This window comes from Streptomyces sp. NPDC003943 (assembly GCF_053605265.1).
The window spans coordinates 45,135-61,657 of sequence record NZ_JBSGIW010000042.1; the positions used below are offsets into that span (position 1 = coordinate 45,135).

18 protein-coding genes are annotated in these 16,523 nt (G+C 72.4%); 11 read left to right on the forward strand and 7 right to left on the reverse strand.

Going from position 1 to position 16,523, the window contains the following annotated elements; genetic code table 11:
* The first annotated feature begins 30 nt into the window (after positions 1–30).
* The gene (locus ACWEV0_RS18980; RefSeq protein WP_128981368.1) at positions 31–312 is read left to right on the forward strand and encodes a metal-sensitive transcriptional regulator; all 282 of its coding nucleotides are present in this window, start codon (positions 31–33) and stop codon (positions 310–312) included.
* 95 nt (positions 313–407) lie between these two features.
* Here the strand turns inward: ACWEV0_RS18980 and ACWEV0_RS18985 are convergent, their stop codons facing one another.
* Complete coding sequence (locus tag ACWEV0_RS18985; RefSeq protein WP_453150446.1) at positions 408–563, reverse strand: hypothetical protein; 156 nt, start codon at positions 561–563, stop codon at positions 408–410.
* An 85-nt stretch (positions 564–648) separates the two neighbouring features.
* Between ACWEV0_RS18985 and ACWEV0_RS18990 the strand changes: the two genes are divergently transcribed.
* The 7 genes from ACWEV0_RS18990 (at position 649) to ACWEV0_RS19020 (ending at position 6,672) form a co-directional block, all read left to right on the forward strand.
* Entirely contained in the window at positions 649–1,062 is a 414-nt protein-coding gene (locus tag ACWEV0_RS18990; protein ID WP_453150462.1) for a BlaI/MecI/CopY family transcriptional regulator, read from the forward strand.
* Complete coding sequence (locus tag ACWEV0_RS18995; RefSeq protein WP_453150447.1) at positions 1,059–1,970, forward strand: M56 family metallopeptidase; 912 nt, start codon at positions 1,059–1,061, stop codon at positions 1,968–1,970. Before ACWEV0_RS18990 ends, ACWEV0_RS18995 begins: the two co-directional genes overlap by 4 nt.
* Positions 1,971–2,073: 103 nt before the next feature.
* Complete coding sequence (locus ACWEV0_RS19000; RefSeq protein WP_453150448.1) at positions 2,074–2,607, forward strand: GNAT family N-acetyltransferase; 534 nt, start codon at positions 2,074–2,076, stop codon at positions 2,605–2,607.
* Positions 2,608–2,864: 257 nt separating this feature from the next.
* A complete protein-coding gene (locus tag ACWEV0_RS19005; protein WP_453150449.1) occupies positions 2,865–3,818 on the forward strand; it encodes an SAM-dependent methyltransferase in 954 nt (317 codons plus the stop codon).
* A 96-nt stretch (positions 3,819–3,914) separates the two neighbouring features.
* Positions 3,915–4,355: a Fur family transcriptional regulator gene (locus ACWEV0_RS19010; protein ID WP_453150450.1), complete on the forward strand. Its 441-nt coding sequence runs from the start codon at positions 3,915–3,917 to the stop codon at positions 4,353–4,355.
* 97 nt (positions 4,356–4,452) lie between these two features.
* A complete protein-coding gene (locus ACWEV0_RS19015) occupies positions 4,453–5,493 on the forward strand; it encodes a response regulator transcription factor (RefSeq protein WP_453150451.1) in 1,041 nt (346 codons plus the stop codon).
* Between the two features lie 123 nt (positions 5,494–5,616).
* Positions 5,617–6,672 (forward strand): LuxR C-terminal-related transcriptional regulator, encoded by a 1,056-nt coding sequence (locus tag ACWEV0_RS19020; protein ID WP_453150452.1) that lies wholly within the window; start codon positions 5,617–5,619, stop codon positions 6,670–6,672.
* Between the two features lie 121 nt (positions 6,673–6,793).
* Here the strand turns inward: ACWEV0_RS19020 and ACWEV0_RS19025 are convergent, their stop codons facing one another.
* The 6 genes from ACWEV0_RS19025 to asnB all read right to left on the reverse strand — a co-directional run bounded on the left by ACWEV0_RS19025 (position 6,794) and on the right by asnB (position 13,956).
* Positions 6,794–6,991, reverse strand: a complete 198-nt coding sequence (locus tag ACWEV0_RS19025) for a hypothetical protein (RefSeq protein ID WP_403799511.1) — start codon at positions 6,989–6,991, stop codon at positions 6,794–6,796.
* A gap of 221 nt (positions 6,992–7,212) precedes the next feature.
* Positions 7,213–8,490, reverse strand: a complete 1,278-nt coding sequence (gene mshA, locus ACWEV0_RS19030) for a D-inositol-3-phosphate glycosyltransferase (RefSeq protein WP_453150463.1) — start codon at positions 8,488–8,490, stop codon at positions 7,213–7,215.
* Between the two features lie 190 nt (positions 8,491–8,680).
* Positions 8,681–10,246 (reverse strand): class I tRNA ligase family protein, encoded by a 1,566-nt coding sequence (locus tag ACWEV0_RS19035; RefSeq protein ID WP_453150453.1) that lies wholly within the window; start codon positions 10,244–10,246, stop codon positions 8,681–8,683.
* Positions 10,247–10,290: 44 nt separating this feature from the next.
* Positions 10,291–11,037: an SDR family oxidoreductase gene (locus tag ACWEV0_RS19040; protein WP_453150454.1), complete on the reverse strand. Its 747-nt coding sequence runs from the start codon at positions 11,035–11,037 to the stop codon at positions 10,291–10,293.
* 98 nt (positions 11,038–11,135) lie between these two features.
* Positions 11,136–12,020 carry a hypothetical protein gene (locus tag ACWEV0_RS19045; protein ID WP_453150455.1) on the reverse strand — a complete coding sequence of 295 codons (885 nt, stop codon included), beginning with the start codon at positions 12,018–12,020 and terminating at the stop codon, positions 11,136–11,138.
* Between the two features lie 109 nt (positions 12,021–12,129).
* Positions 12,130–13,956, reverse strand: a complete 1,827-nt coding sequence (gene asnB / locus ACWEV0_RS19050) for an asparagine synthase (glutamine-hydrolyzing) (RefSeq protein ID WP_453150456.1) — start codon at positions 13,954–13,956, stop codon at positions 12,130–12,132.
* Between the two features lie 194 nt (positions 13,957–14,150).
* Between asnB and ACWEV0_RS19055 the strand changes: the two genes are divergently transcribed.
* From ACWEV0_RS19055 to ACWEV0_RS19065, 3 genes are all read left to right on the forward strand, one after another.
* Entirely contained in the window at positions 14,151–14,891 is a 741-nt protein-coding gene (locus ACWEV0_RS19055; protein WP_453150457.1) for a PIG-L deacetylase family protein, read from the forward strand.
* A 66-nt stretch (positions 14,892–14,957) separates the two neighbouring features.
* On the forward strand, positions 14,958–15,437 hold the full coding sequence (locus ACWEV0_RS19060; protein WP_453150458.1) for a hypothetical protein: 480 nt from the start codon (positions 14,958–14,960) through the stop codon (positions 15,435–15,437).
* Positions 15,438–16,008: 571 nt separating this feature from the next.
* Entirely contained in the window at positions 16,009–16,284 is a 276-nt protein-coding gene (locus tag ACWEV0_RS19065) for a hypothetical protein (protein ID WP_453150459.1), read from the forward strand.
* Positions 16,285–16,523 lie beyond the last annotated feature (239 nt).

A 16,523-nucleotide genomic window follows, 5' to 3' on the forward strand; every position in this document is an offset into this window, starting at 1 on the left:
GCTGTAACTGTCCGAAACAAGGAGGCCGCCGTGGCCGGTTACGTACAGCACAAGGAAGACATCATCAGACGCCTGCGCCGCATCGAGGGCCAGGTCCGGGGGGTGCAGCGGATGGTCGACGAGGACGTCTACTGCATCGACGTCCTGACCCAGGTCTCCGCCATCAACGCGGCGCTGCAGTCCTGCGCGGTGGCCCTCCTGGACGAGCACCTCAGCTGCTGCGTCACGGAGGCCATCGAGGCCGGCGGAGACCAGGCCAAGGTCAAGGTCGGCGAGGCGTCCAAGGCGATCGCCCGCCTGATCCGCACCTGACGAAAAGTCTTCGGGGCCGGGCCTTTCGGCCCGGCCCCGAAAGCCGATCAGAACCGGATCTGACGGACTCGCGTCGAAGACAACTGAACAGGGAATCAGCCGCCCTTGCGCGAAGGGCAGTCCGCGGTCAGCCGGACGCTCAGCCGAAGACACAGGCCGAGCACCTGACGGAGGAGCACCAGTTCCATCGAACCGGGCAGACCGGGGCCACAGACCTTCGCGCAGGGGCGGTTCGCCATAGAGGTCGTCATCCTGACATCGTACCCCTGGGGGGTATACCTGAGCAGGATCGGCGGCCCGTACGATGAGCCGCCCGTGAGCGGGGAGGGGATGCACGTGCGCCGGCTGGGAGAGCTGGAGGCCGAGATCATGGACCGGCTGTGGGCCTGGCAGCGGCCCGCGACGGTCCGCGAAATCGTCGACGACATCAACCGGGGACGCCCGGTCGCGTACACGACGGTGATGACCGTCGCCGACATACTCCACCGCAAGGGCTGGCTGCGCCGCGAGAAATCGGGGCGCGCCTGGCTGTACGAACCGGTCCGCAGCCGCGAGGAGTACACCGCCGGGCTCATGCAGGACGCGCTCGGCGACAGCCAGGACCGGCCGGCCGCGCTGCTGCGCTTCGTGGAGACCATCTCCGACGAGGACATGGCCGCCCTCGACGCGGCCCTGCGCACCGCCCGGCGCGCACCCGGCGGCGAGGACGGCGGAGCCGGCGGATACGGCGGATACGGCGTGGCGCGATGAACCACCACACCCTGCCCCCGCTCGGAATCATCCTCTGTACCGGCTTCCTGGTGCCCTGGCTGCTCGTCCGGGCCCGCTGGGCACAGCAGGTGCCACGGCTCGCGCTCACGGTGTGGGCGGCGAGCGGGGCGCTGTTCGCCGGCTCGGCCGCCCTCCTCTCCGCCCAGCTCGTCCTGCCGAGCCGGACCGGCCACCGGCTGAGCGACGCCCTCTTCGCGCTCCAACTCCCGCCCTACGAGGAGTGGTCGCACCTTTCGGAGCGGGAGTGGGCGGCCTTCGCCGTCGCCCTCGCCGTGCTCGCCGCACCCGTCGCCGGCTTCGCCCGCGCCCTGCTCAGGGCCCGGCGGAGCCGGCGTCGTCATGCCGCGACCCTGCGGCTCGTCGGGCGGTACGACGCGACGCTCGGCGCCACCGTCCTGGACCACGAGCGGCCGGCCGTCTACTGCCTGCCGGGCCGCTCGCGCCGGGTCGTGGTCTCCTCCGGGGCGCTCACCACCCTCACCGCCCCGCAACTGGACGCGGCGCTCGCGCACGAGCGGGCGCACATCTCCGGGCGGCACCATCTGCTCGTCGCGGCGACGGAGTCGTTCGCCGGCGTCTTCCCGCACCTCCCGCTCGCCCGGCACGGCGGCGCCGCGGTACCCCTGCTCCTCGAAATGGCCGCGGACGACCGGGCGTTGCGCCGCTGCTCGCGCGACGCGCTCGCCACCGCGCTCTACGCGCTCGCCTCCGGAAAGGCACCGCGCGAGGCGTTCGCGGCGGGCGGCCCCTCGGCGGCGCTCCGCATGCGGCGCATCCTCACTCCGCAGGCCGCCGGACATCCGGTGCTGCGCGGACTGCTCACGATCGCGGCGGCGGGCCTCGCGGCGGCTCCACTGATCATCGCCTGCTGCTCGTTCCCGAATTAATACTAAGAGAATTCGTAGATTTCATGTCGGTCACGCTCGTCTGAATTCCCGGCTATCGTGGGTATGTTGGCGTTCAGCTCGACACGTCGAAGGGTACGGACCAATGCAGCTGGCTGACGTGCGGGCGGCGGAAGCCGCGGACGCGACGACGATATCCAGGCTGCTGGCTGAAGCCATTCGGGGCAGCTATTCGGAAATACTCGGCGAAATCCCCACCCGACGTCTCGTCTCGACGCAATGCGCACTTCCCCGTATCCGCGCGGAAATTGAAATTCCCGGCGGCGCCCCCGGCTGGCTCGGCTGGCTGGTCGCCACCGGACCGGACGGCGCCGTGATCGGCGCGGTCGCGGGCGGCGTGCCCGTACCGGGAGAGGGCGAGCTGTACGCGCTCGCGGTGTGCCCGGACTCGCGGCGCGGCGGCGTCGGATCGGCGCTGCTCGAAGCGACGAGCAAGCGGATGCGGGCGTTCGGCGCGACCGAGCAGCGGGTGACGCTGCCGGCGGACCGCGATCCGTCACTCTCGTTCTACGAGCACGTGGGCTTCGCCCCGCTCGCCCCGCTCGCCCCGACGGCCGGGACGGCCGGGACAGCCACGTCGGCCCGAAGGGCCGGGACCCGGCTGAACCGCCCCCTCTGAACCTCCTCCCCTGAGCCGGCCCCTTCCGAGCGGCCCCTCCGAGCAGTCCCTTCCGAGCCGCGTCCCGCGACTCCGCCTCGTACATCTCTCCCCCGAACACCCGAGCGTGGCAGACACACGCCATCGCGTGTTCACGCCCCCGGATCCGCTGGAACCGGCCATCCGCCGCAGGTCAGGATGGAGCACAGCGGCGCGGACCCGGCGGCACGGGCTCCTCGCCCTCGGACGGCACGGACCGGCGAGCCCCTGGAGGAGCGATGCACACACCGAGCGGCACTTCCCTGCCCGTCGTGCCCGCAGCGCTCGCGCCGGTCCTGCCGTCCCGATACGAGCGGGCCCATCCGCGGGGGCCGCACCAGCCCCACCACCCCCATCGGCCGGAGTTCTCCGGCCCTCTCGAACTGCCCGCCCCCGGCGCCGGCATCCGGCTCACGTCCGACTCCCTTCCCGGACTCGAGACCGTCTCGCCCGGCGACGAGGACTCGGTCTGGCTGCACGACGCGCTCCTCGGCCCGCACAGCGCCGACATCGTCCGGTACCTCTCCCTCGCCCGGTCCACCGGCGGCCCCGTTCTCGATCTCGGCTCCGGCGCCGGACGGCTCGCCGTCCCCTTCGCCCGGCACGGCTTCGCCGTGGAGGCCGTGGACCGGGACGGCCCCGCCCTGGAACGCCTCGAGAACTGGGCCCGGCGAATCGGTCCGCAGGTCGCCGGGCTGATCGTGACCACCCGGGCCGACCTCACCGAGCTGCGGCTCGACGGCGACTACCGGCTCGCGCTGCTCGCGGGCGCGATGGTCTCCGCCGTGCCGCCGCAGGCGCGGCCCCGGCTGCTGCGCGAGATCGCCACGCACCTGGGGGCGGGCGGAGCGCTGGCGCTCGACTACACCTCGCACCTGGTGCCGGGACTGGTCGCCGAGCCGCAGCGGACCTGGGCGTTCCAGGTGCCGCGGTTCGACGGTCTCGACGAGTGGGTGGTCGCCCGGCAGGAGTTCGACCTGCGCTCGATGAGCGAGCGGATCACGTACCACACCGCGCGCACCGGCAAGCTCTCCACCGAGCGGGTCGTGCTCACCACCGACAAGTGGATCGTGGACGGCGAGCTGCTCGCGGCCGAGCTGCACTCCGCGGGCCTGCACATCGAGGGCCGCCGCCGGCACCGGATCGACGAGCGGACCGAGAGCGTGCTGCTCGTATGCCGGACGGAAGACTGAGACGGCCGGGACGGTCCACTGACGGCCGGGACGGCCAAGAGGTACGATGCCCACAAAAGTTTGGGCCGACCAGGCGGCGGGTGGCGGGCGGAGAAGATGGCAGTCGTGGAAGAGCTGACGGGCCGCGAGGCGGTGATCCAGCGCCTGCGTGACGTCGGCCTGCGGGTCACCGGTCCGCGCCTGGAGGTGCTCACGGTGCTCGCCGCCGGCGGCCATCTCGACGTCGAGGCGATCACCGCCACCGCCCGCGAGCGGCTCGGCACGCTCACCAGCCAGGCCGTCTACGAGATGCTGCGGCACTTCCAGGAGACCGGACTGGTCAGCAAGTTCGACCGGCCCGGCCTGCCGGCCGTCTTCGAGATCGCCGGCCCGCCCCACCAGCACGCCCTGTGCCTGCACTGCGGCCGCGTGGAGAACGTGACCGCGACCGCCCCCGCCCCGCCCGCCGGCAGTCTGCCGAAGTGGCGCGTGAGCGATGCCGAGGTGGTCTTCAAGGGCCTTTGCCCCGACTGCGACGAAGAGCCCTCCGCGCGCTGAATGAACGTGAACATCGTGCGACGCGTTCGAATTTGTGGCAGGGTCTAGCGGGGCGTTTCAACAGGATCCGCGCGATCCGAGGGGAGTCTGCTGCGCCGTGTCCAAAAACGCCGTCGGAGCGCGTACGGGAAGCGACCAGGCCCTCGCCCTCTACCAGGAACTCCGCAGCTCCCCGGGCGAGCCCTTCCACAAGGTCGCCGAGCGGATCGAGCTGACCGGCGCCGAACGGGACCGCTGCCGCGAGGAGTTGCTCGCCCTCGGCCTCGTCGAGCCGACCGCAGGGGGCGCGGACGTCGTCGACGCCGCGGCTTCCGTCGTCGCCCCGGACGTCGCCCTCCTCCGTCTCCTCCAGCACGAACGCGACCGTCTGGAGAGCCGGCTGGCCGAGACCAGCCGGGCCCACACCGCGCTCGAAACCCTCGCCGGACCGTTCCTGCGGGGCGGCCTGGAGCCCGGCTCCGAGGTCGAGGTCGAGATCGTCGACGACCCGGCCCGCATCCGGCGCGAGCTGTCCGACCTGACGCACTCCGTGCGCGGCTCGTTCCAGTCGATGCTGACCGGATCCGTGCGCCGCGAGGAGACGGTCCTCGAACTCGACCGGGACCGCGAACGCATCGAACGCGGGGTCTCCGTCCAGGCCATGTACAGCCACCGGGTCGGCCAGGTGCCCGAGATGGTGCAGCACCTGGCCGAGCGGAGCGCGCTCGGCGTGGAGATCCGGCTCTCCCCCGTCGTCCCGATGAACATGGTCCTCGCCGACGAGAACTTCGCGCTGCTCCCGACCGATCCGCGCGACCCGGACTCCGCCACGATCCTGGCCCGCGGCCCGGGCCTGGTGCGCTCCTACCGGGCCCTGTACGAGTACTGCTGGTACGCGGCCACCCCGTACGGCCACGAGGAGCCGGCCGAGAACGGCGGCGACGGCCTCACCGAGCAGCAGCGGGCCGCGCTGCGCATGCTGGCCTCGGGCGTGAAGGACGAGCAGGTGGCCCGCAACCTCGGTGTCTCCCTGCGCACGGTCAGCCGGCTGATCTCCGAGGTCATGCACGAACTGGACGCCGCCAGCCGCTTCGAGGCGGGCGTGAAGGCGGCCCGGCTCGGGCTGCTCGACGGCGAGTCGTACGAGCAGGCGACCTAGGACGCGAACCGACTCCTCGCGCCGGGAACTTGTGCGGGGAGCCCGTACGTGGAACACGTGGATCACGCACGGCGAGCAGGCGCGGGGAGCGGGTCGAGTGCGAGGAGAAGGGGGAGCCTGACCATGAGCACGGCGGGCGGTGCGACGGGGGACGGCCGGATCCATGGTCAGCTGGTGGCCCTCTACCAGGAACTGCGCAAGAGAGGCGTCTCGAACTTTCCCGAGGTGGCCGCCGAGTTAGGTCTCGCGCCGGAGGAACAGGAGCGATGTCGGGCCGAGCTGATCACCCTCGGTCTCATCGTGCCCACCACCAGCACCCATGCCTCGAGCGCCGATCTGAGCAGGGCCGGATGGCGGCCGGAGGCGGACGCGGTCGCCTCCGTCGACCCCGAGATCGCGCTGCTGCGGATCCTGGACCGCGAGCGGGCCCTGCTGCGCGAGTACCTGGCCGAGGCGGACCAGGCGTACAGCACCCTGGAGACGCTGGCCGGCACCTTCCTGCGGCCCGGTTCGCTCACGAGCTCCCAGATCGCGGTGGAGGCGATCACCGACTACCGGCGCATCCAGCAGGCCCTGGAGGACATCGTCGACGTCACCCAGGAGACCTCCTGCTCGATGTACCCGACCGGACCGGCCAAGCAGGTGCCGGAGCGGATCTTCGAGCGCGACCGCCGGAAGCTGGACCAGGGCGTGCGGATCCGCGCCATCTACCGCAACCGGGACGCCGTCCGGCCGGAGGCGGCGGAGGTCCTGAACCGTCGCGCCGAACTGGGCGTGGAGGTCCGCATCGCCCCCGAACTCCCCATGACGATGGTCATCGTCGACGAGCAGTACGCCCTGGTCCCGCTGCGCCCGGAGGCGCCGGCGGAGGGCGCCATCCTGGCCAGCGGCCCGCTCCTGGTGCGGTCGTTCCTGAGTCTGTACGAGCACTGCTGGCACACGGCCTCGCCCTTCGGGGACGACATCGCGCCCGAACGCGGCGGCGACGGCCTCTCGGAGCAGCAGCGGGCCGCGCTGCAGATGCTCGCGGGCGGCATGAAGGACGAGAAGATCGCCCGGAACCTGGGGGTCTCGCTGCGCACGGTGAGCCGGATGCTCTCGGAGCTGATGCAGGAATTGGGCGCGACGAGCCGGTTCGAGGCGGGAGTGCGCGCGGTTCGCCTGGGATGGATCGACTGAGCGGCGCCGGGCGCCCGCTCCGCGCAATCACAAAGCAGAAGTCTCGGCAAGAGAAAGTCCCCGTAATCGTGGCAGCGATTACGGGGACTTTCTTCTTGGACCGAATGCGCCGAACAGAAGGTCAGTTGGTGGTCGGCGAGGCCGTCGGGGCCGGGCCCGGCCAGTCGACGGCCGTACCCGCGTGCTGCTCCAGCTGCGCGGGCTCCTTGTCCGGAGCGGCGGCCACGGCCGCGCCACCCGCGACGGCCAGACAGGCCACGAGCGCGAGGGCGAGCTGGCGCACCGCCCGGCGAATTCCGGAGTTCTGTTCAGCGGACATGATTCCTCCAGGAGTCGGAATATCGATTCCGTCTTCTTTCGGGGGCCCGTGCCGCCGGGCTGTTCCCTGAAGACATCTCTATTCTGTCCGGGCCCCCGGAGCGAATCCATAGATTGCCGATGCGTGGACCTGCCATGGCGTGTGTGCGTCAATCCGCCGCCAGTGGAACGGAATTGTCCGATCCAGGCCGTCTCTAACCTTTGGTCGAACCAAAAGAGGTGCTAGACTCGTGCTACGGCCTTCTCGTTCCTCCAGGAGAGAGAGGCCGCCGGGGCAGGGGCGTGCCGCCGCCCTTGCCCCACCCGTGCCAGCGCGTCCTCGTACACGTCGATCGTCCGCGTGGCGGAAGCCCGCCAGCTCATCCCCCGCGCGTGCCGCACCGCCGCCTCCCCCATCGAGACCCGCGCCTCCGGGTGCCGGGCCAGCCACAGCAGCCGGCGGGCGTACTCCACCGGATCGTGGCCCTGCACGAGAAGGCCCGTCACCCCGTCCCACACCGCCGTCGGCAGCCCGCCGACCGCCGCCGCGAGCACGGGCGTTCCGCACGCCTGCGCCTCCACCGCCACCAGGCCGAACGACTCCGAGCGCGACGGCACGACGAGCACGTCCGCCGCCCGGTACCAGTCGGCGAGCCGCTCCTGCGGCACCGGCGGGCACGGCCTCAGCACGTCCGTCACGGCGAGGTCCGACGCCAGCTGCCAGGCGGTGCCCTCCCGGGTCGCGCCCGAGTGCCCGCCGATCACCGGAACGAGGAGACGTGGGCGCAGGTCCGGTGCCATCCGCAGCAGTTCGGCGACCGCCCGGACGAGCACGTCCGGGCCCTTCAGGGGCTGGATCCGCCCCGCGTACAACGGGATGAAGGCGTCCGCCGGCAGCCCGAGCCTGGCCCGCGCCGCCGCCCGTCCCTCGCCCGGTGAGAAGGTGCGCAGGGACACCCCGGGCCGTACGACCTCGGTGCGCGCCGGCTCCGCCCCGTACAGCGTGCGCAGCGCCTCCGCCTCGTCGGTGGTGTTGGCGATGAGCCGGTCGGCGTCGGCGGCGATCTGGTGCTCGCCGCGGATCCGCAGCTCGGGCTCGGGGGTGTCGCCGGCGGCGAGGTGGGCGTTCTTCACCAGGGCGAGGGTGTGCGCGGTGTGCACGAGCGGTATGCCCCAGCCGAAGGAGGCGATCCGGCCGGCCTGCCCGGACAGCCAGTAGTGCGAGTGGACCACGTCGTAGCGCCGGTCCTCCTTCAGCAGGGCCAGCGAGAACGGCAGGACCAGGTCGGGCATGGCCTCCTTGGGCAGCGCCCGGCGCGGGCCCGCGTGCAGGTGCCGCACCCGGACGCCGGGCTCCAGGTCGACGAGGCCGGGCCGGCCCTCGCCGCGGCAGCGGGTGAACAGGTCGACCTCGACGCCCTGTTCGGCGAGGGCGCGGGAGAGCTCGACCATGTAGACGTTCATCCCGCCGGCGTCCCCGGTTCCGGGCTGGTGGAGCGGGGAGGTGTGGACGCTGAGCATGGCGACGCGCAGGGACACGTGGGACTCCTGTGGGGTGGGCCACGTGTCCCTGCGCGTGGCGCGCGGTCACGCGGCAGGGGGGGTGCCGGGCTGCGTGGAGCGGTTTCGCGGTTGGGGATCTCGAAGGACGCGTACCCGAAGTACGCGACTTCTTAGGGGCTTAGAAGTAGGGGGCTTCGTGAGCGGCGGTTCAGAAGCCGAAGACCGGACCGGACGGCGGTGCGAGCCGGGTGCCCGGCAGCGGAGCGATCAGCGCCGACCAGTCGACCGCACGGCCCGGCTCCACCTGGAGCGCCGACGCGAGCCGGTCCGCGCCCTCCGGCATCACCGGCCGCGCCCACGCCGACAGGGCGGAGGCGACCGCCAACTGGGCCGCGAGCGCCGGAAGGTGCCGGCAGGAGGTGGTGGGCCGGCAGCGCTCGTGGGCGTTGACGTAGCCGAAGTCGGCGGCCGAGCGGACCATCTCGTCGAGCACGGCGACCGCGCGGCGCGGGTCGAAGGCGTCGGGGCCGTACGCCTCGCGCAGGTCGTCCACGCCCCGGTGCAGCCGGCGCTCCAGGACCGCCCAGCCGGTGCCGCCGGGCATCGCCTGCGGCGCCAGCCCGTCGCACTCCTCGCGGACGGCCGAGAAGAGGCGGCCGAGCCAGGCGTTCCAGTTCTCGTCGAGCTCCAGGCGCGCGGCGGCGAGCCGGTCGCGCTGGTGGACGGTCCTGCGACCGGTCGGCCGGGTCTGCAGCACATGCCTGCGCAGGGTGTCGGAGCCGTACTCCGTCAGCAGGTCGAGCGCCCACACGTTGCCCTCGCGGACGCCCTCCTCCACCACGTACGACTCGTTGACGTTGAACTCCTGCGGCAGCTTGATGTCCTGCGCGAGCAGCAGCACCGGCAGCAGCACGGCATGGCAGAAGGCGTGCCCGAAGCCGCAGAAGTGGATCGTGCGGCGGGGCAGCGGGCCCTTGGTGTCGTAACCGAACAGGTGCATCGCCGCCGCCTCGAAGCAGGCGTCGATCCGGTGGTCGGGGAAGCCCTCGACCGGCACCTCCAGACCCCAGTTGGCCGGGTGGCCGACCGCGATGTCCGGCAGCCCGTCCTCCACCAGCGACTCGCACAGCGCGGCGAGCCGCGGCGGCAGTTCCACCATCGCCCAGTAGTCGGACAACTGGTCGCGGAACGGCTCCAGGGGCACGTAGAGCCGGCGGCAGCGCTTGGCGACGGCCGGGGTGTCGCACAGCGAGCAGCGCGGCGAGATCAGGTCGCCGCCGTCGTTCGGGCGGGCGCACTCGTGGCACATGCCGCCGTCGCTCTGCGCGCCGCAGTGCGGGCAGGTGCCGGTGACGTGCGCCCCGTACAGCCAGCGCTCGCACGGCTCGCAGTACGGCAGCAGGCGGGTGCGCGGGGCGATGACGCCCTGCGCGTACAGGCGGCTGAACAGCTCCTGCACCCAGCGCCCGTACCCACGGTCCTTGCGCGGCTTGACGATGTGGTCGAACTCCACGCCCGAACGCAGCCAGTCCGCGGTGATCGCCGCGCGGTAGCCCTCGGCGACCTCCTCCGGCTTGCGGCCCAGGCGCCGCGCTCTGACCTCGACGGAGCTGGCGTGGTCGGCGGTTCCGGTGGTGAAGCGGACGGGCTCGCCCTCGGCGCGCAGGAAGCGGGTCAGGACGTCGGCGGCGACGTACGGGCCCGCCAGGTGGCCGATGTGCAGTTCGCCGTGGGTGGCCGGAGGGGTCGCGGTGATCCAGACGGGCGTGTTCATGGGACCTCCTTGACGCTGTCGTGCGGTGCGCTCAGCGGAACGGGTCAGCGGGGCTCGAAGTGGAAGGAACGGATGAAGCAGTCGCGCGGCTGCTCGACGGCGTACACGATGCACTCGAAGAGCGCCTGGGTCGTCAGCTTCTCGTCGGGGGCCACGCCGTCCGGGTTCGCGCCGTCCCACTCCGCGAACCGCGGGTCGGAGGTGGAGAAGTCCGGCGGGTAGAGCGAGAACACCCGGACGCCGGACGGCCGGAGCCGGCGGGACAGGATGTCGGCGAAGCCGGCCTGGGCGGACTTCGCCGTCCAGAACGCCTCGTGCGCGGCGCCGGCGGTGGCCGCGGACGCGCCCTCCGCGTCGCGGACCGCGACCATGTTGACGATGTCGGGCCGGAGGGACTGGCGCAGGAGCGGCAGGAAGTGCTTCACCATCAGGACCGTGCCGCCGGCCGTCGACTCGATCGTCTCCACGATCTGGTCGTCGCTCGCCGCCTCCAGGTCCATCCCGTCCAGCCACCGGGCCCCGTTGTTCACCAGCAGGTCCACCCGGTCCGTCCGCTCGCCCACCCGGGCCGCGAACTCCCGGATCTCGGCGGGCCTGCTCAGGTCGCAGCCGAACGCGTGGATACGGTCCCGGGCCGAGCCCATGACCTCCGAGCGGGTCCGCTCCGCGGCCTCGACGGTGCGCGCCGAGACATAGACCTCCGCCCCGAGGTGCGCGAATCCGACGGCGAGCGCGCGGCCGAAATAGCGTGATGCCCCGGTCACGACGACACGCAGATTCTCGAATTTCATGTGTGTCTGCTCTCCCCACGGATGCGGATGCCGGTTGGCGGTCGTCATTCAGCGTGGCAGAGGAGAGACGGCGATTACCTGGCCGGAGGGGTGCGCGTTCACGCCGTTGCGTGGATACGCCACGGGAGTCGGACGCGGTCGAGGACGCGGGCGCGCTTGTCGTGGACGCGGACGAGGTCCGGGGCCGCGGACGTGGTGACGGGCCCGCCCGGCGTCTCGATGGTGGTGACCGGCCCCGGCACGACGGTCCCCTCGATCGCCCCGGCCGCGGCGAGCGCGGCGGCGCCGGTGAGCGCGAGCCGCGGATGCCACCCGCCGACGGTGAGCGCGCGAACGGCGAGCGTGCCGCACGGCGTCGACGTGAACGTCGCGATCTTCGGGAGGGGCGAGTGGGGCGCGTGTCCGAGGGTACGGGCGACGCGGGCGCGGAGGTCGAGGAGGCGTTCTTCGAGGTACGGGTCGTCCGGAGGAAGGTGCCGTACGTCCACGAAGACGTACGGGTTGCCGTAGCGGACGACGGAGACGGGGACGCCGTCGACGAGGTCGAGCGGGCGACCGGTCGGGAGCGTCCCGGGGGCGGTGGGCGCGCGCAGGAAGTCGAGGCTGTACGAGTCCCCGTGCGGGGTGCACCGGATCACGTCCCCGGTGGTGACCGCGCGCACGGTCACGGGCCGGTGGTGACGGCCGTCGGCGACGACGCAGGCCAGGAGCGAATGCCCGCACCCGGTCCGGAAGTCGAACCGCCCGTCGGGCAGCGCCTGCACGAACCGGTAGTCGAGATCGGCGCCGTGCGGGCCGGAATGCGCCGAAGGCCCGTACACCGCGATCTTGTTGAGGGCGGCGTACGGGGTGCGCGTCGCGAGGGCGTGACGCAACTGCGCCAACTCGTCCGAGAGCGCGAGGGCGCCCGGGGGAAGCTGGTCGAGCCGGAGGACGAGGGTGGGCCCGGGGGCGTCGAGAGCCCGGACGACGGTGGCGGTCACGTACCCGTCCCGCGACGCCCCCGGTGCCTGCCCTCCCATGCCGCGCGTCCCGGACGGCCCGGCCCCGTCGGGCGGACCCGCTGGTCCGGGACGCGACGCCCCCGGTGGTTCAGGCCGCACAGCCCACCGGTATCCGCATGCCCTGCACCACGTCCGTCCACAGCTCGTGCACCGCCAGCCCCCAGAGCGTCAGCGCCGCGTACTGGTTCGGCCTCTCCAGATGCCGCGCGAGCAGCTTCTGCACCCGGTCGGCCCGCACCTTCCCGCCCAGCACGAGCCGCGCCGGCGACAGCAGCTCCCGCACCGTGTCGAGGAGCGGCCCACCGGGCGAGATCATCGCCGCGATCGGCAGCGTGAAGGGCTGCTTGGGCCGGTTCAGGACCGCCGCCGGCAGCAGCTCCGCGCCCGCCTCGTACAGCGCCCGCTTCCCGTGCCGCGCCGCCACCGGCAGCTCGCGGGCGTGCGTGACCACCGACGGCTGGCAGAAGGGGAGCCGCGCCTCGACGGCCCAGGCCATGGAGAGGTGGTCGACGCGCCGCAGGTGGTACGCGGGCAGCCGCCAGCGCGTCTCGAAGGCGGTCATCGCGTCCGTGCGGTCCGTCCCGGCCGCCTCCGCCGAGCGCAGCTCCTGCTCGATGCGGTCGGCGGCCGAGCCCTCGTCGGCGATGAACGCCGCGTACGAGGAGGTGTAGAGGTGCTCGCGGAGCAGCCGCGGCGCCGCCGACAGCGCGTCCGCGTAGGCGGAGGCCCAGTCGATCCCGGCCGGCGCCGTGAGCGCCGCCCGCATCCGGTCGTACCCGCCGAAGAGCTCGTCCGCCCCGTCGCCCGCGAGCGCGACGGTGAAACCGTTCTCCCGGACGGCCCGGAAGAGCGCGTACGTCGACAGCGCGATCGGGTCGGCGTTCGGCTGCCCCAGGTGCCGCACGGTCCGGGTCAGCAGCGACGGGATCTCGTCCGGGTCGACGATTACCTCGTGGTGCACGGTCCGCGCCCGGCGCGCCACCGCACGGGCGTACGCCGACTCGGAGTCGGGCCACTTGCCCCGGTAGGTGAGGTGGAAGGTGTGCAGCGGCGGCGCGTCCGTCTCGCGCCCGTGCTCGGCGGCGAGCGCCGTGACGAGCCCGGAGTCGAGCCCGCCGCTGGTGATCGCGCACACCGGCGCGTCCGCGGTGGCGAGCCGCCGCACCTCGTGCCGCAGCACGTCCTGCGTGTCCCCGACGGGCCGCGCGGCGGCGGACGCGTGCGGGGCGCGGCGCCGTACGACGGGCGCGCAGCCGGGCCGTACGAGCGCCGTCGCACCCGGCGGCAGGACGCTGATGCCGTCGAGCGCGGTGTGCGCCGAGTAGCTCGTACGGGTCGCGAGGACGGTGTCGAGCGCGTCCTCGCGCGGTGAGATCCGCACTCCCTCGAACGCGAGCAGCGCCGGGATCTCGGAGGCGAAGCGGGTCGAGCCGTCGTACGGGTCGTGGTGGACGTGGATGGGCTTCATGCCCATGTCGTCCACGGCGAGGACGAGTTGGGCGCCGCCACCGGTCCCGCCGGGGCGCAGGTCGAGGACCGCGACGGCGAACATGCCGTCGAGGTGTTCGGCGAAGGCCGGCCCGTACTCCGCGTACAGCGCCGGCAGCAGCGTCCCGTCGCACCGGTCGGGGAAGCGGTGGCCGCGCGCGGCGAGGCGGCGGCGCAGCTCGTCGTGGTTGTAGATCTCGCCGTTGAGCACGGCGAGGATGCCGGGGAGGTGGGCCAGCCGGTACGGCTGCGTGCCGCCGCACGGGTCGGTGACGGCCAGCCGGTCGCAGCCGAGCGACCAGCCGGGGCCGCTGAGCACCTGGTGCTCGTCGGGGCCGCCGTGCCGCTGACGGGCCGAGACCGCGGCGAGTTCGGCCGGGTCGGGTCGGTCCGCTCCTGCGGCGAACGAGCCGAGGATCCTGCACATGAAGGTCGCCTCCGGATCTCATCCAGCAGTCGCCGGCAGTCCCAGTCCCACTAGTCGCTGCCACTGCCCGCTGTCCACATGTCGCACCCAATGATTTGAATCTACCAACTTTTTGACTGGCGCGTAAGTGCCATGTCCGGTTCACGCCACGACTTGGCCTTGCGACGCCCCGGCCACGCCAAGAGGCTGGCCTCATGGAGGACTTGGAGATCGACCCGACCGTCCGCAGTGCGCCGGAATCACTGCTGGTGGTGGCGGCGCACCCGGACGACATCGAGTTCTGCGTCAGCGGCACCGTCATGCAGTGGATCGAGCGCGGCACCCAGGTCACGTACTGCATCGTCACGGACGGCGACGCCGGCGGTTACGACCCGATGCTCCCCCGTCAGGCCATGGCGGACCTGCGCCGCGCCGAGCAGATGCACTCGGCGAAGCTCAGCGGCGTCGTCGACGTCGTCTTCCTCGGCTACCCCGACAGCTTCGTCGAGGCGAGCGTCGGACTGCGCCGCGACCTGTGCCGGGTCATCCGCCAGGTCCGCCCGCAGCGCATGATCATCCCGTCCCCCGAGATCAACTGGGCGCGCGTCGCCGACCTCCACCCCGACCACCGCGCGGTCGGCGACGCCTGTCTCCGCGCGATATACCCCGAGGCCCGCAACCCCTTCGCGCACCCCGAACTCCTGAAGCAGGAGGGCCTGGAGCCCTGGATCGTCCACGAGCTGTGGCTGATGACGGGCCCGACCCCGAACCAGTACGTCGACGTCACCCCCGTCTTCGACCGCAAGGTCGACGCCCTGCGCATCCACACCTCCCAGACCGCCCACTTCGACGACCTGGCCGGCCTGCTCCGGGACTGGCTGAGCGAACACGCGAGGGCGGGCGGACTGCCGGCGGGGCGGATGGCGGAGGCGTTCCAGATCGTGCACATCGACTGATCGGTGCGGCAGCGTCCCCCCTACGGGCGATACCCGGCGGCCGAGTTTTGAAGTAATTTCAAAGTCATGGCATCCGACAACGCGGCCGTGAACTTCTCCGAGCTGGTCAACAAGAACAAGCAGACGCTTGCCCGGCTCAGGGAATCGCCGCGGCTCCTTCTCCACCGCAGAGACGGCGAGGACCTGGTCCTCACCACCGCCGCGCGGGCCGAGCAGGACCAGACCGTCGTTTCGGCCGCGACCCGGATGCTGGCCGCGATGGCCCGCCGGGAACCCGGCAGCACGGAACTACTCCTCGACATACTGCCGGACGCGTTCCCCTGGGTCCGCTTCCTGCCCGAGTCCGACGTCCACGCCTTCGCCGTCGAACTGGTCGACACCATGCGCGCCGCCGACTCCGTAGGCAACACCGCGGCTGTCGCCCAGCTCCTCATCGCCTGGCAGCACACCGCCGAGATCCACTCCGACCCCGAGCTGCTCGCCGCGCTGACCGCAGACCACGGCACGGACTACGGCCCGGTACCGGACCCTCGGACGGTCGCGTGAGCGCCGGCCGTGGCGACCGCGCCGCACCACCGGCACCCGACGGGCACTGGGAGGTCCGCTTCGCGGACGCGGCCTCGGCCAAGGGCTGAAAGAGCCTCGCCCAGCAGGCACGCGAGAACACCTACCGCGCCTGGGTCACCCTGCGCACGAACCCCAGGCCCGCCATCGAGGCACCCCGGCACCACCGCCTCAAAGGCAGCCTGGCGCACGGCACCCACCGAGGTCAGACCTGCGAGCAGTGGCAGATCGAGGTGACCGGCGGCGGACGGGTCTGGTACCTCCTGGACACCGCCCACGACACCTGCTGGATTCACGTTCGCGGGCACCGGCCATCCTCGCGCAACAGACCACCGCTAGGACGGCGCGACGACGCGGAGGCCCCGCTTTGGCTCGGCCGGCCGAACTGATCTGATCGGCCGAGCAGCGAATCGGTTCGCCCGCCCCTGGAGAGTGAAACCCGGAGGTCGGACCTACGGTGGCGAGAGGGCGGGCGGCAGCCTGGGCGGCGCGAGGGCGGGCGAAGGGCCCGCCCCGCAGCACCCGAGACCTCATCCGTGAAGGAGCCCCCACCGTGAAGGCGTTCACCCGTCTCGTCGCCGTCGCCGCCTGTACGGCCGCCGCCGCGCTCGCCGTCGTACCCACGGCGCAGGCCGCGCCCGGCGCCGCGCCCGCCGCGAAGGCCGCCGCCGGCTGCCGCTACTACTACACGAGCTACTTCACCGGCCCCAACGGCGAGAAGACCGGCAGCGGCGAGTACGCCGAGGGCGACCACGACCCCGAGGGCCGCGTCTGCCGCAACGGCTGGTGGGTGAGCCCGTACGAGCTGGACGACGACCTCACGGTCTGACCTCCTGGCCTTTGACGAGCGGGCCCGGGTCTCGACGGGCCCGCCCGGCGTTGCCCGTTCGGCCAGGCCGGTCTGCCCTCGGGTTCCTGGCCGCCCTGATCGTGCACCGCGTATGCAGGAACGGTTGCCATCCCTGCGTACGAAAGGTGCCTCTTCGTGCACGCCCGAGACAACGCCACCACCGCGCGGCCGGCGGCCGGCACGTGGTCCTCATGGTGCACACCTATCTGGACGACGAC